The following is a 12,701-nucleotide window of genomic DNA, read 5'->3' on the forward strand; positions in this document are numbered from 1 at the left end:
CCGCTCCCCTCAGTTCTCCCTCCCAGGAAGGCCCTCCCATGCCCGAGCGCAACGTCGTCATCGGTTCGAGCTCCGGACTGCACGCCCGCCCCGCCTCCCTCTTCGTCCAGGCCGCCGCACGCCAGCCGGTGGCGGTCACCGTGGGCCGTCCCGGAGAGCGGGCGGTCGACGCCCGCAGCATGCTCTCCGTGCTCGCGCTCGGCGCCAAGCACGGCGAGACCCTGGTCCTGGCGGCCGAGGGCGAGGGCGCCGACGCCGCCCTCGACGAACTGACCGCCCTCGTCGCCGCCGACCACGACGCCACGGAGTCGGCATGACCGGCGCCCCGCTGCGCGGCATAGGCGTCGGCGGCGGCACCGCCTCGGGGCCGGTGGCCCGCATGGCCCCGCCCCCGGCGCTGCCCGCGCCCCGCCAGGTGGCCGCCGGGGAGCTGCCCGCCGAGACCGCCGCGGCCCGGGCCGCGCTCACGGCGGTCGCCGAGGACCTCGGACGCCGGGCCGCCGCGGCCGACGGCGAGGCGGCCGACGTACTGACGGCGCTCGGCATGATGGCGGCCGACCCGGCGCTCGCCGACAGCGCCGAGGCCCACGTCCGGCAGGGCCAGGACGCGCCGCACGCGCTGACGGAGGCGTTCGCCGGCTTCGCGGCCACGCTGCGGGCGGCCGGCGGGTACTTCGCCGAACGCGTCCCCGACCTGGAAGACCTGCGCGACCGGGCGGTGGCGCACACGCTGGGGCTGCCGATGCCGGGACTGCCCGAGCCGGGCCACCCGTACGTGCTGGTCGCCGCCGACCTGGCCCCCGCCGACACCGCGCTGCTCGACCCCGCGCGGGTCCTCGCGCTGGTCACCGAGGAGGGCGGCCCCACCAGCCACACCGCGATCCTCGCCAAGATCCTCGGCCTGCCGGCCGTCGTCGCCTGCCCGGAGGCCGCCTGTCTCGCGGACGGGACGCCCGTCCTCGTGGACGGCACCGCCGGGACCGTCCACGCCGACCCCTCCCCCGGGCAGGTGGCGGACGCCGCCGCCCGGGAGGAGCGGCGCAGGCGGGCGGCGGCCGCCTCCAGCGGCCCCGGCCGCACCGCCGACGGCCACCCGGTCCGGCTGATGGTGAATCTGGGGGCGCCGCACGAACTGGCGGCGGCAGCCTCGGCCGACAGCGAGGGCGTGGGCCTGTTCCGCACCGAGTTCCTCTACCTGGACCGCGCGAGCGCCCCGGGCGCCGAGGAGCAGCGCGAGGCGTACCGCCAGGTCTTCGAGGCCTTCGCGGGCCGCCGGGTGGTCGTCCGGACCCTGGACGCGGGCGCGGACAAGCCCCTGCCCTTCGCGACGGCCGCCGACGAGCCCAACCCGGCGCTCGGCGTACGGGGCCTGAGGACCGCGGTCCGCCACCCCGGGCTCCTCGACACCCAGCTCGCGGCGGTGGCCGAGGCGGCCCGCTCGACCAGGGCCGACGTCTGGGTGATGGCCCCGATGGTCTCGGTACCGGCGGAGGCGCGGGCCTTCGCCGAGCAGGCCGGGGCGCACGGGCTGCCCACGGTCGGCGCGATGGTCGAGGTCCCGGCGGCGGCGCTGCGCGCCGGGCAGTTGGCCGAGGTGTGCGACTTCCTGAGCATCGGCACCAACGACCTCGCCCAGTACGCGTTCGCCGCCGACCGGATGCTCGGTTCGCTGGCGGAGCTGCTGGACCCGTGGCAGCCCGCCCTGCTGGAACTCGTCCGGCAGACCGCCGAGGCCGGGGCCGCCCACGGCCGCCCCGTCGGAGTCTGCGGCGAGGCGGCCTCCGACCCGCTGCTCGCCCTGGTCCTCACCGGCCTCGGCGTGACCAGCCTGTCGGCGGCCCCCGGCTGCCTGCCCGCCGTCCGCGCCGCACTCGCCACCCGGACGCTGGAGGAGTGCCGCACGCTGGCCGGCCTCGCGCTGGCGGCACCGGACGCGGCCGGGGCGCGTACGGCGGTCGCGGAGGCGGCCGGCGGGACGGTGTAGCGCGGACCGCGCCGACGGGGACGGGGCTCGGCCGGCGCGATGCGCTGTACGAGCCCCGTCCGCGTCGGCATGCCGATCCGGCCCGGCTCACCCCGCGAGGGTGCCGTACAGGGCGTCCAGGCCCTCGCTGTAGATGCCGGTGAAGAGGTGCACCGTTTCGGCCCCGGTCACGCCGTCGGGCGTGAAGCGGCCGGACCACTGCACCTCGGCGGCCTCGGGCTCCCCGGCACGGCGATGCGCGGGATCATTCTCCGTTCGCGCAGCCAGGCGAGGTGATCGGCGGAGAAGTACGCCTTCTCGGCACGGAGTTTGACCGGGCGGCGCTGCCGTGGTCCCCAGCGGGAGATGAACAGGAAGAGCAGCCCGAGCGCCGCACACAAGCCGGCAACCCAGCGAGACACATCGCAGATGATTTCTCGTGCGATGGCTATCAACCCCTGGTCAGACGGCAGTTATGCGAGTTCAGGCCGGGAGGGCATCCATCAATGCACGGCCGGAAGAGAGGGCGCGGCACCTGTCCGTAACCGCCCCGGCCGGCCAGGGTGACCGGCTGAGGATGCGGTCAGCTCCTTCGACGGAAACCCGCCCGGCGGTCACCAGGAGTCCGACGGGCCGCAACCGCCGCGCCCTAGGTTCGGCGCCATGACGTCCCCTTCCCGGAGAAAGATCCTGACCGCGGGCGGTCTCGGCCTCCTGACGATCCCGCTCGGCGGCCCGGCCGCACCGCAGGCGTACGGCGCGGCCGGCCGCCCGGCCACGCGGGCACCGGCGGTCGCCCTGGACGTGATCAGCGACATCCAGGGCGGGCTGGCCGATCTGGGCCGGGCCCTCGACGCGCTCAAGGGACTCGGCGACGCCGACGCCCTGGTCATCGCGGGCGACCTGGTCGCCCAGGGCACGGTCGCGCAGTACGAGGAGCTGTACGCGAAGATCGCCGACCACCCGCACCCCGACCGCGTCCTGGCCGCGCTCGGCAACCACGAGCAGTACAACGCCGACCCGTTCGACACCCAGGTCAAGCGCTTCGTGGAGTACACGGGCATGCCCGACGTCCACAGCGAAACCTCGGCGGGCGGCCTGCCGCTCCTCTTCATCGGGACGACGGCGCCGGCCGTCAACGGCACCAGCCCGCCCTTCGTGACGCTCGGCAGGACTCAGCTCTCCTGGCTCGACGCGACCCTGGCGAAGCACGCGAACGCGCCCCACGTGCTGGTCTTCAGCCACCACGTACTGCCCGGCACGGTCTCGGGGACGACCGGGCCGGACGCGGCACGTTTCTACGACCAGGACTTCGTGGACGAGGACGAACTCCTCACCATCCTCGGCGGCCACGCCAACGTGGTCTTCTTCTCCGGCCACACCCACTGGGACCTCAACCGCCAGGACTGGGCGGCCCGGAAGATCGTCCAGGGCGGCGACCCCAGGGGCTTCCACGTCTTCAACACCGGCATGATCGAGACGCTGTACGGCCCCGACGGCAAGGGCGGCGAGAAGCCACTCGACCCCGCGGCCTCCCAGGGCCTGCGCGTGTTGCTCGGCGCCGACGGCAAGCTGACCGTCGAGTCCCACGACTTCGCCCGGGGGGAGATCATCCGCAGCCTGGAGCTCTGACCGGCCCGGGCGCCCGGGCACGCCAGCCCGCGCGCATCCCACCGGACAGGCGCACGATGGAAGAAGCGACACGCGACCGCACACGCGCGGGAGGACGCATGGCACACCACCACAAGCCCAACCGGGCCGTCGAGGGTGATTCGGACCGCGACCACGGCCGGGGCCTGCCCCGCCGCCCGGACGAGGACAAGCTCGAGCGCCGGACGGTACGTGACCGGGAGGCCGCGGGCCTGCCCGGCGACGCCCCCGAGAGCTCCGAAGCCGCGTACCGCGCGAGCCACGAGGAGGTGGACCGGGAGGCGGAGACGGGCGAGATCCCCACGGGGGACCGCACCCGCGGGTCCCGCGCGCCCTACCCGCCGACCCGCTACGAGGAGTGATCCCGAGGGGGTGCCGCCGCGCCGGTCAGCCCTGGGCCGGCGGCGCCCCGCCGAGGGAGACCACGACCGCCCCGGCCTCGCCGTCGGGCGTCCGGTAGCGCACCGCGTCGCCGGGCCGGCAGCCCATCAGGGCCTTGCCCAGAGGGCTGTCGGCCGTGACGAGGGAGGCGTCGTACCCCTGCGTGACCTCGCCGATCGACACGGTCTGCTCGGCTCCGTCGTCGAACCGCACCGTCACCGTGGAACCCACACCGACCACGCCGGCGGGCGGCGGCCCCGCGTCGTCGGCCTGGCGCAGCCGCGTGGTGATGTCCTCGATCCGCGCGTCCAGCCGGGCGAGGTCCCCGCTGCGCTGGAGCTGGTCGGCGGCGTCTCCACGGTCGCCCGCGCCGATGTCGGGGTCCTGGAGGGTGGCGGCGACCGTCTCACGCTCGGCGCGGACGTCGGCCAGTTCCTGTTCCAGAGCGTGGCGGGCGGCGACGCTGATCGGCAGGGGATCGCTGGTCATGCCTGCTCCTAGGGATGGGCGAAAGGGGGCATATCAGACTTTTCGCATGCTAGCCGAGGGGGCACGCCGCCTCACTCCGGCCGGGGCACCATGCGGTGCAGGCCCTTGCGGTCGTAGTAGCGGGCCATGGCGAAGCCGAAGGCGAGGGCGGCCGCGAAGCCGATCGCGATCATGACCCAGGCGCGGGCGAGGCCCGCGTCGGCCCGGGCGTCGAAGTAGAGGATGGAGCGGACGCCGGAGGCCAGTTGCCGCATGGGCTCGAAGACGCCGAGGACCCGGTAGAACTCGGGCACGGCCTCCAGCGGCACCGTGGCGCCGGAGGAGGGCAGCGCCAGGGCGATGAAGACGAACATGGCGACGAGCTGGCCGATCCCGCCGAACGCCGCGTTGATCGCCTGCACGCCGAGGCCGACGGCGAGGCTGGCGCAGTAGGAGAACACGGCGAGCAGCGGAAGGTGGGGCGCGTCCATGCCGAGGATGCCGATGGTGGCCGCCATGATCAGGGCGGTGGTCAGCACGGTGAGCCCGGCGGTCATCCCCATCTTCAGCAGCAGGGTCGAGGTGCGGCTGATCGGGACGGTGGGGCGGCGACTGTGCCAGGGGCCCAGCTCGCTGTCGGCGTAGCCGAGTCCGGTGTCGACGCCGTTGTGGATGATGTTGCCCGCCAGGAATCCGGCCAGGACCAGCAGCAGCGTGTAGTAGAAGGCGCTGAGCCCCAGACCGCTGCGGGAGCCGATCGGGTGTCCGACCTCGGTGGTGACGGCGACCGGGTCGCGCAGGAGCAGGCGCTGGGCGGAAGTGGCGTCGCTGCCCGCCGACTCGGCGAGCCGCCGGCCGAGTTCCTCCGACGCCTCGGCGGCGGCGCGCTCGGAGACCTGGTCGGCGAGGGCCGAACCGAGGCTGCCCATACCGGGGTTGGTGAGCACGGTGAGGGTGGGCCGCTTCTCCGCCGTCCCCTCGGCCAGCGCGCGTACCGAGTCGGTGAAGTCCGGCGGGACGACCAGGGCACCGTAGACCTTGCCCGCGGCCAGCTGGTCCTGGGCCTCGGCGCGGGTCAGGCGCCGCCACCGCACGTCGTCCCCCGGCGAGGAGGAGACGATCGCCGAGCTGAGCCGCGCCCCGAGGTTCTGCCGCTCGCCGGGGAGCGGCCGGCCGTCGTCCGCGTCGACCAGGGCGACGGGCAGGCGGTGCAGGCTGCCGTCGGGGGTGAGGATGCCGCCCATGTACAGCAGCGAGAGCAGCAGGGCGACCAGCCCGCTCAGCACGGCGGGAAAGACCCACAGCTTCCAGCGGCGCAGCAGGGAGCCCGCGCTCGCGCCGCCGACGGGGGCGGGCGGAGGGGACGCGGAAGCCATACGACTCCACCCTTCCGGGGACAGGGGGCAGCGGGGTCCGATCTCGCGGCGTCAGAGTTCGGCGGCTGCTTCCTCGATGTCTTTCTCACTGTGTTCCACGACCTCGCCCAGATCCGCGTACCGGGGGTCGAGTTCACCGGCGCGGGGCGCGACCTCGCGCAGCCACGCCGCGGTGGCCCGGGCGAGGTCGACGGCCTTGCGGGGCTCGCCGTCGCCGAGGAGTTCCTCGATCTCGCAGGAGAGCCCGGACAGGGTGCCGGGGCCGGTGTCGGGCACCACGTGGGCCTGGAGTCCGGGCGGAACAGGCGACTTCGCACGGCTCTCGCGCAGCGCGTCGATCGCGGCGCTCTCCTCGCCGTACCGGTCGAGGAGGCCCATGAGGACGTAGAGCCGGGCGGTGAGCCGCGGCAGGCCGGGGAAGCGGTCCAGCCAGGTCACCAGGGCGGTGGCCGCCGAGGTGTTCCATGGCCCGCGTCATCAGCGAGGCGTAGGTGTTCGACTGCGACCAGTGGCAGGGCAGCACCCGGGCCACCTGGCCGGCCAGGTGCGCCTCCGGCCGTCCGGACAGCTCACCGTCGGCGAAGCGGCTCACCAGCGCCTCGTCGATGCCGAAACCGGCGGGCGGCGCGGAACGCTTGGGCATCACGTCGTCGCGCAGCCGCGCCAGTTCGTCACCGGCTCTGCTGAGCGGTTTCTCCCGCATGGGGGCCTCCGGGCCGTGGGGCTCATCGTTCCGTGTCGCCGGGCGCGGCCGCCAGAAGGCGGAACCCGCAGGGACACCCTGCCGCGCCGGGCGGCACTCGGCGTGCCGGGTGGCCCATGCGAGCGAACTTGCTGTTGAAAGTCATTTTCATATAGCGTCCGAGCCGCAGTCCAGCCGACCAGGAGGTCCCTCGCCCATGGCAGTCCCGAAGCGGAAGATGTCCCGCAGCAACACCCGCCACCGCCGCGCCCAGTGGAAGGCGACGACGCCCACGCTCGTGCCCGTCACCGTCGACGGGGTCGTCCACCAGGTGCCGCAGCGGCTGGTGAGGGCCTATCAGCGCGGACTCCTGCGGCCCGAGGACTGAGTCGCGGCGGCCCGGCGGACGCCGCCGGGCCGCGCGAGCCCTGCTTCAGACTTCAGGCTTCAGGCGGTGCGGCGGGCCGCCCACACCTGGCGTTCGGTGCGTACGGCGAGGTCGTCGCGGCGCAGGATGCTCTCGGGGCCGTCGGCGTCGAGCAGCCGGTCGAGCGCGGCCAGCTCCTCGGGCGGCAGGGCGTCGGCCACGCTGAGCCGCAGCCGCTCCAGGCCGCTGCGCGCGTAGGCGCCGATCGCCTCGTCAAGGGAGCCGTCGATCCGCACGGTCAGCGTGCGTTCGCCTTCGACGGTGAAGCCGGCGCCGGTCAGCATCGGGCCCCAGTCGGCGCCCCGGTGGGGCATGTGGGTGGCGTGGAAGCCGGCGCTCACCTCGTGGCAGCGCTCCTCCAGGCTCGGCGGCTCCCCGGGGCCGGACGCGGGCAGGAAGCGGGGGAAGCCGGACAGCTCGACCACAGCGAGCAGCCCGCCGGGGGCGAGCAGGTCGCGTACCTGGCGCAGGGCGCGGTCCGGGTGGGCCATGTGGTGCAGCGAGGCCGAGGCCCACACCAGGTCCGGGGTGCCGAGGCCGGGCCACTCGGCGGCGTCGAGGTCGGCCTCCACGGTCCGGACGCGGTCCGCGAGGCCGCGCTCCCGGGCCTTCTCTCCGAGGCGGCGCAGGTGGGCGGCGGAGGTGTCGACGGCGGTGACGTGCGCCTCGGGGAACTGGTCGAGCAGGGCGAAGGTGCCCGCCCCCGTGCCGCAGCCCAGGTCGAGGATGCGGGCGGGCGGGGCCTGGAGGGGCAGCCACCGGGCGAGGCCGGCGAGGTGGTCGGCGAGGACGTGGGCGTCCAGGTCGAGAATCTGCGCCTGGTCGTCGGCGGCGTGCGTGTGGTGGCCGTGGTGCGCCCCGGAGGCAGCCTGGTGGGGATGAGGGGAAGGTGCGTGGGTCATGCGGCCACGCTAGGTCGGCCGCGCCCGGCGGAAGCCGCCTCTCCCGGTTTCGGCAAGAAGGTGGGCCCCGGCCGTGCCGGACGCGCATGAGGGCGGTGCCGAGCAGGTCAGGTGAGGGCGGCGTCCGGGTCGTCGCCCACGGCCCCGCGCGTTGCGCGCTGGTGGCCGCGGCGGGCGTCGCGGTCGAAGATCCCGAGGACGTCGCAGGGGCCGCCCTCGGCGCCCATGGCGTGCGGCAGCATGGTCGGGAACTCGGCGGCCTGATGAGTCTCGACCCGGAAGCGGCGGTGGCCCAGCATCAGGATCGCCGTGCCGGAGAGGACGACCAGCCATTCCCGCCCCGGGTGGGCGCGCATCCGCGCCGGGTTGTCCGGCGGCGGGTCGGTCACCCGCTGGCGGACGACCGTCACGCCGGGGTCGCCCTTGACGGGCCACTGCATGCGCCCGCGCGCGCTGTCGGTCACCGGGCTGATGACGACATCGTCGGAGGCGGTCTCCACCAGCTGGTCGAGGGTGGTGTCGAGGGCGCGGGCCAGCGTGACGAGCTGGTCCAGGGCGAGGCGCCGGCGGCCGTTCTCGATCCGGCTGAGGGAGGACTGGCTGAGGTTGGCCCGTCCGGCGAGCTCCTCCAGGGACCAGCCCTGCGCCAGCCGCAGGGCGCGGATGCGCTTGCGTACGAGACCGTCCAGCTCGTCGGTGTCTTGCTCCATGAGCAATACGGTATGCGCTCACAGCAAGCGGAGCCTCTGCGGACCTGTGCGGACCTCGGCGGACCTTGCGGCGCCCCGAAGGCGAAGATACTTCGCCACTCGATATATGCTCTCCGTATGAGCCGACAGAATCCGTCCCTGACGGAACCGCAGTACTTCATCCTCGCCGCTCTCATGGACGGGCCCCTGCACGGCTACGGCATCATCAAGGCCGCCGAGCAGGCCACCGGCGGGCGGCTGCGGATCGCGGTCGGCACGCTCTACGGCGCGCTGGAGCGGATGGAGCGGTCGGGGCTGGTCGCCGCCGACCACGAGGAGATCGTCGACGGGCGGGCGCGCCGCTACTACCGGCTCACCGAGGACGGCACCGCGGTGCTCCACCGGGAGGCGCTGCGGATGCGGCAGGCGGCGGCCGTCGTCATCGGGCGCCGGCCGGGCGCCGGAACGGCACCGGCATGAACCGTCTGCTGCTCGCCGCCTATCCCGCGCCCCACCGCGCCCGCCACGGGGAGGAGTTGCTGGGCTGCCTCGCCGAGGCGTACCCGGGACGCTCCTGGCCGCCGCCGCGCGAGGTCGCCGCCCTGGTGGGCGCCGGGGTGCAGGCCCGGGCCCGCGCGGTCGCCGACGACCCGGCGCGGCCCTGGTGGCTGGACGGCGTCCAGCTGGCCGCCCTCGTCCTCGCCGCGCTGGCGCTGGTGCCCTACCTCCAGGACGTGTGGCACTGGGCGCTGCGCATCGACCCCGGCGGACACGCCATCGCCTTCCACTTCGCGGGCTGGTACCCGTGGGCGGACGGACCGACGCGGACCCGGCTCCTGCCCTACGGCATGCTTCCGCTGGTCTGCCTGGTCGCCCTCGTGCGCGGCAGGGCGTGGATCGCGCTGCCGGCCTCGGCCATGATGGTCCACGCCGGCGCCACCTACGGCAGCTCGACGCTCTTCGGCGACGAGGGCAAGGCCGGGCTCGGCTACTACGGGCTGGGGGCGCCGCTCACCGCGCGCGACCTGGTGCTGTCGGGGACGCTCTGCGCCGCCTGCGCCGTGCTGGCGGCCTGCCGCCCGGGCCGACTGCGACGCCATGCGTACGGCCGGCTGGTCCCCGTCGCCCTCGCCCTGTTCCTCGCGGGCCAGCTGCACGTCACCGCGATCAGTCCGGCCTTCCAGCGCGGCCTGTTCGCCGTGGAGGTCGCCGGGCTGCTCGCCGCGTGGGTGGCGACGGCGGTCACCGGCGACCGCCGGTGGCTCATCCCGGTCGCGGCGTTCGCCGTCGTCCGCCTCCAGGCGATCGTGCTCCGGCCGGACGGGTTCATGGGCTCGCTGCCGGACCTGGTCGTCCTCCTGCTCCTGATCGCCCCTCTGCCGGCCCTGGCCGTCGCCGCCGAGCGACGGCAGCGCCGGATGCTCCTCGAACTGCCGTGAGGAAGACGACACATGACTCCGCAGAACGCGCCCGCACGGACGCGCCGCCCCTGGATCTCGGCGCCGCGCTGCCTCCTGGCGTTCCTCTCGGTCTACCTCCTCGCCGTTCTGACCCCGTTCGGACAGCGGGCGGAGAACGCCCTGTTCGGCGGCGAGGGCGCCCGGCCCGCGTGGATCTACGGCTGGTCGGGGGCCGCCTACGGCTCGTCGGCGATGCCGCCCCTGGAGCACACCGCCCTGCCCACCCTGGTCGTCGGTACGGCGCTCGTCGCGGCCGTCGCGCTGGTACGGAGGCGGTGGCGGCTGGGCTGCGGGGCGCTCGGGATGATCGTGGCGACCATCGGCGGCAAGGAGATCGCCCGGGCCGTCCTGCCCCGCCCTGACCTGGTGGGCGCCCGCGCATCCCTGCTGGAGACGAGCTTTCCCAGCGGACACGTGGCCGTCCCGGCCGCTCTCGCCCTCGCCGCCGTCCTCGTCGCCTCCCCGCGCGTACGCCCCTACGTCGCGGCTGCCGGCATGCTCTGGCTCACTGTCACCGCCGCCGCCGTCCTGGCCACGTACCACCACCGCCCCAGCGACGTCCTGGGCACCACGCTGCTGGCCTGCGCCTGCCACCTCCTGGCGACCCGCCTGCTGCCCCAGACCGACGTCCCGGCCACCAAGCGCCACCCGCGCTCGCTGCCCGCGGTCGCCCTGACCCTGTCGGCGTGCGGCGCCCTCGCCGCCGGAGCGCGGGCCGACTCGCTCACGGAGTCGCTGGTCTTCGCGGCGACGGCCTTCCTGTGCGCGGCCCTGTTCTGGTTCACGACGACGCAACCCCTCCCCCGCCGCGCACCGGGCCCGGACCACACGTCACCGGCCCCCGAGCGGCACCCGGCACGAACCTGAACCACCGCCGGTTCGGTACGCCCGGCGGCAGGTCGCCGCCGCCGAGGAAGGCCGGACCGGAAGAACCTGCCGCGCGTCCGCCGCTGCGCGGGCCCGGGCTCCGGCTGGATCCTCCTGGACGGCGCCCGCAACGGCGCCCGCCGCTGGTGCGGTTCCGGCGACTGCGGCAACCGGGACCGCGACCGGTGCCACCACGCCCGCACCCGGCGCGCAGGCGGCTGACGCCGGTGGTGGCGCCCGCGCGCACTCCCGCGCCCGGAACTGTGGTGTCCCACCACATACGCCGGTGACCAGCGCCTTCCTACGGTGTGGCGACACGGAAACGTCCCCGCCAACTGTCCGGAAGTGGTGCTCATGTCCGCCCCCGCTGCCTCACCCCCGACCCCGTCCAACCTCAAGCGCATCGTCGGCGCGAGCCTGGTCGGCACCACCATCGAGTGGTACGACTTCTTCCTCTACGGGTCGGCCGCCGCGCTCGTCTTCAACAAGGTCTTCTTCCCGGACTCCGACCCGCTCGTCGGCACCCTGCTCTCCTTCCTGACGTACGCCGTCGGCTTCGCGGCACGGCCGCTGGGCGCGCTGGTCTTCGGACACTACGGCGACCGGCTGGGACGGAAGAAGCTCCTGGTCATCAGCTTGCTGATGATGGGCGGCGCCACCTTCCTGATCGGCCTGCTGCCCACGCACGCCACCATCGGCACGGCGGCGCCCCTGCTCCTGACGGTGCTGCGCCTCGTCCAGGGCTTCGCGCTCGGCGGCGAGTGGGGCGGCGCGGTGCTGCTGGTCTCCGAGCACGGGGACGCCAAGCGGCGCGGCTTCTGGGCCTCCTGGCCGCAGACGGGCGCCCCGGCCGGGCAGTTGCTGGCGACGGCGGTGCTCGCGGTGCTGACGGCGGTCCTCTCCGAGGAGGCGTTCCTCACCTGGGGCTGGCGCATCCCGTTCCTCCTCTCCGGGCTGCTGGTCCTGGTCGGCCTGTGGATCCGCCTCTCGGTCGACGAGTCGCCGGTGTTCAAGGCGGCGCTGGCCAGCGCCGAGGCGCGGCGCTCCGAGGGCGCGGCGGAGAAGATGCCGCTGGTCTCGGTGCTGCGGCACCACTGGCGCGACGTGCTGGTGGCGATGGGTGCCCGGATGGCGGAGAACATCAGCTACTACGTGCTGACCGCGTTCATCCTCGTCTACGCGACCACGGCGGTGGACCTCCCCCAGCAGACCGCCCTCAACGCCGTACTCATCGGCTCCGCCGTGCACTTCGTGACCATCCCGATGTGGGGCGCGCTCTCCGACCGGCTCGGCCGGCGCCCCGTGTACATGATCGGCGCGACCGGTGTCGGCCTGTGGATGTTCCCGTTCTTCCAGCTCATCGACACCGGGAGCTTCCCTGCGCTGCTCCTCGCGGTCACCGTCGGCCTGGTCCTCCACGGGGCGATGTACGCGCCCCAGGCGGCCTTCTTCTCCGAGATGTTCGCGACCCGCATGCGGTACTCGGGCGCGTCGATCGGCGCCCAGTTCTCCTCCGTCGCGGCCGGCGCGCCCGCGCCGCTGATCGCCACGGCGCTGCTCGCCGAGTACGACAGCTCGGTGCCGATCTCGCTGTACGTGATCGCCGCCGCCGTGATCACGCTGATCGCGGTCGGGGTGGCGCAGGAGACGCGCCACCGTGACCTGACCGACGTGCCCACCGGTTCCGGGCGGGCCGCGCAGAAGGCCGGGGTGCCCGCGCAGGGGGGTGCCTCCGGCGGGCGGTCGGAGGAAGGTTCGTCCGCCGGGTCGGTGCGCTGACCCGGTCAGTTCAGCGGCGGTCCGGCCGCCGTGCCCCGTCCCCCGCTTCGTCGCGGG

General features: G+C 74.6%; 15 protein-coding genes. 10 read left to right on the forward strand and 5 right to left on the reverse strand.

Annotation, left to right across the window (positions count from 1 at the left end):
* Positions 1 to 38 precede the first annotated feature (38 nt).
* The 4 genes from OIM89_RS01000 to OIM89_RS01015 all read left to right on the forward strand — a co-directional run bounded on the left by OIM89_RS01000 (position 39) and on the right by OIM89_RS01015 (position 3,975).
* A complete protein-coding gene (locus OIM89_RS01000; protein WP_030696068.1) occupies positions 39 to 317 on the forward strand; it encodes an HPr family phosphocarrier protein in 279 nt (92 codons plus the stop codon).
* Complete coding sequence (gene ptsP / locus OIM89_RS01005) at positions 314 to 1,984, forward strand: phosphoenolpyruvate--protein phosphotransferase (RefSeq protein ID WP_264490883.1); 1,671 nt, start codon at positions 314 to 316, stop codon at positions 1,982 to 1,984. Before OIM89_RS01000 ends, ptsP begins: the two co-directional genes overlap by 4 nt.
* 642 nt (positions 1,985 to 2,626) lie before the next feature.
* Positions 2,627 to 3,595 carry a DUF4073 domain-containing protein gene (locus OIM89_RS01010; protein ID WP_195730004.1) on the forward strand — a complete coding sequence of 323 codons (969 nt, stop codon included), beginning with the start codon at positions 2,627 to 2,629 and terminating at the stop codon, positions 3,593 to 3,595.
* 98 nt (positions 3,596 to 3,693) lie between these two features.
* Positions 3,694 to 3,975, forward strand: a complete 282-nt coding sequence (locus OIM89_RS01015; protein ID WP_226964794.1) for a hypothetical protein — start codon at positions 3,694 to 3,696, stop codon at positions 3,973 to 3,975.
* A 25-nt stretch (positions 3,976 to 4,000) separates the two neighbouring features.
* On the opposite strand, the gene OIM89_RS01020 is transcribed toward OIM89_RS01015, so the two are convergent.
* The 3 genes from OIM89_RS01020 to OIM89_RS01030 all read right to left on the reverse strand — a co-directional run bounded on the left by OIM89_RS01020 (position 4,001) and on the right by OIM89_RS01030 (position 6,276).
* Positions 4,001 to 4,483, reverse strand: a complete 483-nt coding sequence (locus OIM89_RS01020) for a GreA/GreB family elongation factor (RefSeq protein ID WP_195730005.1) — start codon at positions 4,481 to 4,483, stop codon at positions 4,001 to 4,003.
* Positions 4,484 to 4,554: 71 nt separating this feature from the next.
* Positions 4,555 to 5,838, reverse strand: a complete 1,284-nt coding sequence (locus tag OIM89_RS01025; RefSeq protein WP_151167377.1) for a YhgE/Pip domain-containing protein — start codon at positions 5,836 to 5,838, stop codon at positions 4,555 to 4,557.
* A gap of 51 nt (positions 5,839 to 5,889) precedes the next feature.
* Positions 5,890 to 6,276, reverse strand: coding sequence for a hypothetical protein (locus tag OIM89_RS01030; RefSeq protein ID WP_264490884.1), 387 nt, complete (start codon positions 6,274 to 6,276; stop codon positions 5,890 to 5,892).
* Between the two features lie 461 nt (positions 6,277 to 6,737).
* Between OIM89_RS01030 and rpmF the strand changes: the two genes are divergently transcribed.
* A complete protein-coding gene (gene rpmF, locus OIM89_RS01035) occupies positions 6,738 to 6,908 on the forward strand; it encodes a 50S ribosomal protein L32 (protein WP_023415765.1) in 171 nt (56 codons plus the stop codon).
* Positions 6,909 to 6,967: 59 nt separating this feature from the next.
* Here rpmF and OIM89_RS01040 read toward each other — a convergent pair whose 3' ends face one another.
* Both OIM89_RS01040 and OIM89_RS01045 read right to left on the reverse strand, forming a co-directional pair.
* The gene (locus OIM89_RS01040) at positions 6,968 to 7,849 is read right to left on the reverse strand and encodes a class I SAM-dependent methyltransferase (RefSeq protein WP_151167380.1); all 882 of its coding nucleotides are present in this window, start codon (positions 7,847 to 7,849) and stop codon (positions 6,968 to 6,970) included.
* Positions 7,850 to 7,956: 107 nt separating this feature from the next.
* A complete protein-coding gene (locus OIM89_RS01045; RefSeq protein ID WP_195730006.1) occupies positions 7,957 to 8,559 on the reverse strand; it encodes a helix-turn-helix domain-containing protein in 603 nt (200 codons plus the stop codon).
* 117 nt (positions 8,560 to 8,676) lie between these two features.
* Between OIM89_RS01045 and OIM89_RS01050 the strand changes: the two genes are divergently transcribed.
* The 5 genes from OIM89_RS01050 (at position 8,677) to OIM89_RS01065 (ending at position 12,644) form a co-directional block, all read left to right on the forward strand.
* A complete protein-coding gene (locus OIM89_RS01050; RefSeq protein ID WP_030696076.1) occupies positions 8,677 to 9,018 on the forward strand; it encodes a PadR family transcriptional regulator in 342 nt (113 codons plus the stop codon).
* The gene (locus OIM89_RS01055; RefSeq protein ID WP_151167386.1) at positions 9,015 to 9,977 is read left to right on the forward strand and encodes a hypothetical protein; all 963 of its coding nucleotides are present in this window, start codon (positions 9,015 to 9,017) and stop codon (positions 9,975 to 9,977) included. The genes OIM89_RS01050 and OIM89_RS01055 overlap by 4 nt, the downstream gene beginning before the upstream one ends.
* Before the next feature lie 12 nt (positions 9,978 to 9,989).
* On the forward strand, positions 9,990 to 10,865 hold the full coding sequence (locus OIM89_RS01060) for a phosphatase PAP2 family protein (protein WP_264490885.1): 876 nt from the start codon (positions 9,990 to 9,992) through the stop codon (positions 10,863 to 10,865).
* Between the two features lie 66 nt (positions 10,866 to 10,931).
* A complete protein-coding gene (locus OIM89_RS29930) occupies positions 10,932 to 11,087 on the forward strand; it encodes a CGNR zinc finger domain-containing protein (RefSeq protein ID WP_078858093.1) in 156 nt (51 codons plus the stop codon).
* Between the two features lie 132 nt (positions 11,088 to 11,219).
* Positions 11,220 to 12,644 (forward strand): MFS transporter, encoded by a 1,425-nt coding sequence (locus OIM89_RS01065; protein WP_047466788.1) that lies wholly within the window; start codon positions 11,220 to 11,222, stop codon positions 12,642 to 12,644.
* The last annotated feature ends 57 nt before the right edge of the window (positions 12,645 to 12,701 follow it).

The organism is Streptomyces sp. BI87, assembly GCF_025957665.1.
GTDB classification, from domain to species: domain Bacteria; phylum Actinomycetota; class Actinomycetes; order Streptomycetales; family Streptomycetaceae; genus Streptomyces; species Streptomyces albidoflavus.